This is a genomic window from Rhizorhapis sp. (assembly GCF_035276005.1).
Classification (GTDB): domain Bacteria; phylum Pseudomonadota; class Alphaproteobacteria; order Sphingomonadales; family Sphingomonadaceae; genus Rhizorhapis.
On sequence record NZ_DATEMB010000042.1, the window covers coordinates 1 to 5,997 of the forward strand.

Annotated in this window: 6 protein-coding genes and 1 pseudogene; 1 reads left to right on the forward strand and 6 read right to left on the reverse strand. The window is 58.0% G+C overall.

What is annotated here, in order from left to right; translation table 11 throughout:
* The coding region (locus tag VJS46_RS09620; protein WP_324059814.1) for an FAD-dependent oxidoreductase at positions 1–498 on the reverse strand (498 nt) is incomplete at its 3' end.
* Between the two features lie 42 nt (positions 499–540).
* Between VJS46_RS09620 and VJS46_RS09625 the strand changes: the two genes are divergently transcribed.
* A complete protein-coding gene (locus VJS46_RS09625) occupies positions 541–720 on the forward strand; it encodes a hypothetical protein (RefSeq protein ID WP_324059816.1) in 180 nt (59 codons plus the stop codon).
* A gap of 110 nt (positions 721–830) precedes the next feature.
* Here VJS46_RS09625 and VJS46_RS09630 read toward each other — a convergent pair whose 3' ends face one another.
* From VJS46_RS09630 to VJS46_RS09650, 5 genes and pseudogenes are all read right to left on the reverse strand, one after another.
* The gene (locus VJS46_RS09630; RefSeq protein WP_324059817.1) at positions 831–3,047 is read right to left on the reverse strand and encodes a TonB-dependent receptor; all 2,217 of its coding nucleotides are present in this window, start codon (positions 3,045–3,047) and stop codon (positions 831–833) included.
* A 441-nt stretch (positions 3,048–3,488) separates the two neighbouring features.
* A complete protein-coding gene (locus tag VJS46_RS09635) occupies positions 3,489–3,956 on the reverse strand; it encodes a MarR family winged helix-turn-helix transcriptional regulator (RefSeq protein WP_324059818.1) in 468 nt (155 codons plus the stop codon).
* On the reverse strand, positions 3,931–4,392 hold the full coding sequence (locus VJS46_RS09640) for a Zn-ribbon domain-containing OB-fold protein (RefSeq protein ID WP_324059819.1): 462 nt from the start codon (positions 4,390–4,392) through the stop codon (positions 3,931–3,933). The genes VJS46_RS09635 and VJS46_RS09640 overlap by 26 nt, the downstream gene beginning before the upstream one ends.
* Positions 4,385–5,551 (reverse strand): thiolase family protein, encoded by a 1,167-nt coding sequence (locus tag VJS46_RS09645; protein WP_324059820.1) that lies wholly within the window; start codon positions 5,549–5,551, stop codon positions 4,385–4,387. The genes VJS46_RS09640 and VJS46_RS09645 overlap by 8 nt, the downstream gene beginning before the upstream one ends.
* Before the next feature lie 17 nt (positions 5,552–5,568).
* A pseudogene (locus tag VJS46_RS09650) lies at positions 5,569–5,997 on the reverse strand (enoyl-CoA hydratase); the annotation flags it as partial.

A 5,997-nucleotide genomic window follows, 5' to 3' on the forward strand; every position in this document is an offset into this window, starting at 1 on the left:
GAAGCTGTAGACGTTCCAGGTTACTTCATCGCCGATCCGTTCAATCAGCCAGGACCATTCGGGGAAAGTCTGGCTCCAGCACGGCTGTATGCGCGTATCGCGAGCTTCCTCGTCATCCGAAAGACATGTCAGAGCGAGATAAACTTCTGTATCGTTGATCGGCGTAATCAGAAGTCGGCGCGTGCCATTCCAGTTCTCGATGCAACGCCCCCGCGCTTCCGGGGCCATCTCTTCCTGGGTTCCAGGAACGATCGTCCGGAGCGCACCCTCTTCTGTCCGCTGATGGAACTCTTCGAGATTGAGCGCGGCGCGCACCGGGGACCAGATGCCGTCGCAGCCGATCGCCAGATCCGCCTGGACCTTATCGCCATTGGAGAAAATCAACGTACCGTCGGCGCGCGCGTCGACCACCATGGCGTTGGTCACAATCTTTGCACCGGCGTCCCGCGCCGCGCCTTCGAGACCCGCCAACAGATCGCGCCGCGGGATGGAAACCAATCGATAAAGCTTGAGCCATCCATGCCAACCTCCTTCACCAGCATGGATTCTGAATCAGAAAATCGAACTCTTGGAAATCCCTCTCAATTCATTGCGCTCGAAAAATGCGCTAAAAACCCTGCTTATGCTCAAATGCCTGTTTACGGCATACTGGATCAAGGGGATGTGCGAGGCCTTTTGGCACTCGTCAACAATCCAAAGATACTCAGCATCGAACCGTGAGCGCCTGTCGAACGCGCCACGTGTTTGATGGCGGAATGCGCACAAGGCGTGCCGGCGGAGGCGAACAAATGGGTCCCCTCAGCGCGATAAGCCGAGGGGGCCATGGGGGATCAGAATGTCCGGCCGAAGGTCACCCCATAGGTCCGAGGCGGAGCAGGCCGTCCGATGTTTCCATTGGGTGTCAACAAGGCAGTCGAGCTGTTCCACTGTTCATCAGTCAGATTATCGACCCAGAGGGTGATGCTCGTTTTCCCATCATTGGATGTCCACCGCTCATTGAGGCCAATGAGGACCCGGTCCGGAATCACGAAGTCATTATGCGGGTCCGCGAACAATTTGGACCGGTAGTTCAGGTTCCCCGTTGTATCGAATGTGCCAATACCAGTACGGAGTGTATAGGTCGCCGAGGCCTGCCAACTGAATTCAGGTGCGAGAACCAGTTGTTTGCCAGCCGCGTCCCGCGCCTCAGCAGTCAACCTGCCGTCCGGCTGCACCTCGTAAAATGCGGCGGCGGGATAGGATTTATACTCCGTGTCCAGATAAGTGCCGCTGAATGAAAAGGTCAGATCGCGCACAGGCTGGGCGACAATATCGATCTCGGCGCCCTTGACGCGGGCCGCGGCCGCGTTGATCGTCGTGACCGCATTGTTGATGTAAACCTGCTGCTGCAAATTGGTATAGTCATACAGAAAAGCGGCAAGGTTCACTCGAAGATGCCGGTCGAGAAGGTCGCTCTTAATGCCGACCTCATAGGCGTCGACCTCTTCCGGCTCGATGACCGGATTTAACACGTCGTTGAAGAAAAACGCCTGCTGGCTGAAGAAGCCCGCATTGAATCCCCGGCTCCAGGATGCGTAGGCAAGGATATCCGGCGTGAATTTATGGTCGATGGCCACGCGGAAATTGGGCTTCTTGAAGGTTTCCTCCTGGGTACCGGCCGATTCCGGACTGAGAACTGGACTGCCGGTGGTCCTGCCCGTTATTTCCCGTTTTTCAATAGTATAGCGCGCACCCAGCGTAACGTTGGTTTCAGTAAAAACTTCGAACGTTCCCTGCGCGTAGGCGGCGTAGGAGTTTGCCATGTCGGTCGAACTGACGACAAAATCCACGCCCGGAGGCGTAAAAAATGCGAACTGAGTAACGGGCCCGCCAAATACCGGTCCAACAATCTTGCTCTTCGCATAATAATAATAGAGCCCGGCTGCCCAGCTAAACCGGTCGCCAGCGCCGCTCGCCTGAAATTCCTGGGTGAAGACACGGCGGCGGTCGGTGCGGTCAAGCGTGAATGCCGGGACCGGCCCGCCATCGATATCCACCAGGAAGAATTCCTTGGCCCGGCGGTAAGATGAAATGCTGAGCAATTTCACTTCGCCAATCCGTTTCTCCAACGTCAGGGCGCCACCGCCCTCTTCGGTTTTCCAGCCCGAACGCGGATCATCAGTATTGACGTCATATATTGTGGGAAGAAAAAGCTTTCGGCCCATGCCGAAATCGGCGCCGGAATCGAAGATGAACTCGGAATTGGCGGCGCGCGACAATCCCACGCCCAGTTGCCCACGGCGGTTCGAATAATCGCCGACCAGGGTTACAGTAAAACTGTCATCCAATTCGGCGACCAGCTTGCTGCGGGCGCCGTAGCGCTTCATCGTATAGTAATCACTGCCGTCGAACAGGTTTGTGCCCCATCCGTTGTCCTGATTATAATAGAAGCCAGCCACATCAGCGGCAATGACCTCCGACAACTTCGCCGCTGCATAGATCTTGCCGGACAAGGTATCATAATTGGCGTAGCCCAACTGGACGTCGAGGCCCTGCCAATTCAGGGGATTTTTCGTCCTGATCTGGAGAACGCCGCCGGTGGCGTTCCGGCCGAAGAGCGTGCCCTGCGGACCCTTGGCAAGTTCGATGCTCTCAACGTTGCTGAACTCGGTCCCCCCCGTATTGTCGAATGGCTGGTACACTCCGTCGACGAAGGTCAGGACCGAAGATTGGGAGCCATAATTATTGTTGCCGATGCCCCGAAGAAAGATTGGCGAGCGAGCGCCGTTGGAGTCCAGCGTCACGCCCGGGACCACCCTTTCAAGATCGGTAGCGGTACGAAGCCCCGCCTTTTCCAACTGATCGGCGCTGAATGCCGCCACTGCAATCGGCACGTCCTGCGACGCTTGCTCGCGGCGCTGCGCGGTCACCACGATGTCCGCAATACCAACGTCCCGGTTTGCCGCTTGAGGCTGGGCAGGCGGCTCGGCACTGACCTGAGCATTTGCAGATGACGTGTAAGCCACCGCAAAAAGCGACACCCCCACCATTTGTGATATCTTTTGCATTACATCCTCCCAGCTATTCTCGTCATATTGATAGCTCTCGGCTATTTGAGTTTTTTCGGACAAATTATCCTTGTTGTTCTGATCTCGTCCGGCGCAAACCGCGCCCATCCCAGAATTTGCCATCAGCACCGAACCGGAAGCCACCATGGTTTTTAAGCCCCCTCGGCAACGGGCCGTCAGTTACGCAGCCGTCAGAATCGGCAAATCTTCAATATTGTGCAAATATCTGCAGAGCCCCAGCAGGACTTGCCGTACCTTTTAAAGGAGCAGTCGCGCCAATTGCACATAATGGCCATCACCCTCTCGCTGATGGTTTTCCCATCTTTTCACTTCCCGGAGTTTCTCCGCGAAATGGTATAATGTCAAGCGTTTTGCCAATGTAAATGGCCGTGGAGCGAGCTTCGTCGGCCGACGCCCTGGTTCCACCATGCCCTGCTCCGTTCAGAGTCGCGCTCTGTAAATACGGTTCAAAAGCATGATAAGTTGCGCATATTCTTCCTCTGACAGGCAGTCTGCATAATTCCGGTTGGCGGCGTCCACCCGTTGGGCCCGCTCCATCATTTCCTCTCCCTCCGCCGTAATCCACAGGCCATTTCGTTTGCCGGTGTCCTTGCGGCGCTTAATGAGCCCCCGGGTGACCATGTTTTTGACGAGAATCGCCATATTGGGTTGTTGGATCAACAGAATTCGCGCGGCATGGACCTGGCGAATGCCCGGATTGGCATGGACAAGCGACAGCATTGAAAGCGTGGCCAGACTTGCGGGCAGTTCGCTTTGCGCCCGCACGGAATCGTTGATCTGGATATGAACGACGCGGGTCAGGAAACCCAGCGAACGGGTCAGCGTATCGATTTCATATTCGGTCTTGCCGAAGGTGGCTGGCTCATCGACCAACATCGGCTGCGTCATCCGGTTCGAACAGCAACAGATTGGTCCCGTCGGCCAGGGGCGTCCATGCCGGACGCACTCCCATCCCGATGGCGACCCGGTCAGCCGGGCACCGTATGAGATTGGCGATGATATTGACGCCTACGTCCAGCGTCACCGTCGCGATCAGGAATGGCGTATGTCCGGCAAAGGGCGGCCGGGCGATATGGGCCACCGTAAAGGCGAAGACTTCCCCACGGCCGGAAACTTCGCGCCACTCAAGATCTCTGCGCCCCGTGAACAGGCTCACAGGGCGGGGATAGAATTGAAACTGGCCCGTCGCCCTGCAATATTGCAGCAGCAGCTTCCGTTCGCGGGTGGCGTCCCAAAAGGGTTTGGAAAAGCTGAAAGTGCGCGGCGTGGCCCGCGTCACATCCAAAGTGTCGTTCAACTGCTCGCTCATATCGGCCTCAACCATCCATACTCAGGATCATGGCGACGCTCGTACCCCAATTGCGGCCATAGGGAATATAGCCAATCCCTGTAACAAGCGCAGTGCTGCGATTGGCAACCTGGCGCGCGCCGCCTTCGCCGAAAAGCTGCCTTACCGCTTCAATCAGATTGGTGCCGCCACCGGCGAGCCCAGCCTGTCCGGCGGAGATCTGCCCGCCGCCGGTGTTCAGGGGCAGGTCGCCATCATGGCTGAGATTCGTCTCATTGATGAAGGCGCTCCCCTGGCCGCGCGGCGCGAAGCCGAGCATCTCCATCTGCAGCAGGATCGCGATCAGAAAGTCATCATAGGGGTGGAAGGAACCGATGTCCTTCGGCCTCAGGCCAGCCTGCGCGAAGGCGCGCCTGCCGGCCGCCGCGTGCCCGCTCTCTGTGACGTCGGCAAGGCTCTCGGAAATATTATGATGGGTCCGCTTCCCATAGCCGAGCGGAACGGCGAATTTGTCGAAGCCCTTTTCCTTCGCCCGCTTTCTGGTCGTCATCAGCAACCCATTGGCGCCATCGCACACCATCACACAATCAAGCAGCCGAATGGGCTCCGCGATCATGCGCGAGTTCATATAATCTTCGACCGTTATTGGCTTGCGCAGTTTCTCGCAGGCATTGTCGTTCATCAGCGCGTGGTTGCGCTGCGTCACCGCCAGCTTGGCGAGAGCGTTGAGATCAAGGCCATAAAGATGGTCATAGCGGCTGCTCAGCAGCCCGAAGTCGGCAGGCGGCCCGATGACCCCATAGGGCATGGACCATTCTACGGGATATGCACGAATATTGAGATTGGGCTCCGACGCTTCGGTATCAGCGTTAAGCAGGAATACGGTCGTACACAAGCCCGCATCCAGGGCCGCTGCGGCGCGGGCCACCGCACCCGATGCGGACGAACCGCCCAGATCGACCGTCTGGCAGAAATCGAGCTGCAGCCCGAGATAGTCGGCGGTGGTTTGCGACCAGAAGCAGTTTCCGGCCCCCGTCATCGAGGCGTTGATGAGCATCCCATCGATTTCGCCCTTTTCGATCCCCGTCCGGTCGAGCAAGGATTCGAGGATTTCCCCGCCCAGTTCCCAGACATCGCGCCCTGCCCGCGTCTCGATCCTGGTCTCGGCGAAACCGACTATGGCCGCGTCATGCAAAGCTATGCTGCCCTCCGTTACTTCTGCGCGGACTGATAATCGTCACCGGACTTGCCCGGTTCGGCTATTCGGCGGGCCTGGCCGGAAACGAACTCATCCAGCCTCTGCGCAGATTCCGGGCTTGCCACGACATGGTGGAACAGGCCCTCGACTAACAGACCGTCATCATAGGAATAGTCCTGAATACGCGGCAGGCCGTTGACGATCGCCCAATTGGTCAGTTTGGCGTTCTCGGCAATCCGGTGCGCCAGCGACATGGCGCGAGCGATATGCTCGCCCTTGGGCATCCGATATTGCACGAGGTTGAAGCGCTCACCCTCTTCAGCGGTCAGCACGCGGCCAGTGAGCATCAGGTCGCTCATCCGCGCGACGCCGAGCAGCCGGGCGATGCGGACCGAACCGCCGCCCCCGATGTAGATTCCGCGCTGCCCCTCCGGCAAAGCGAA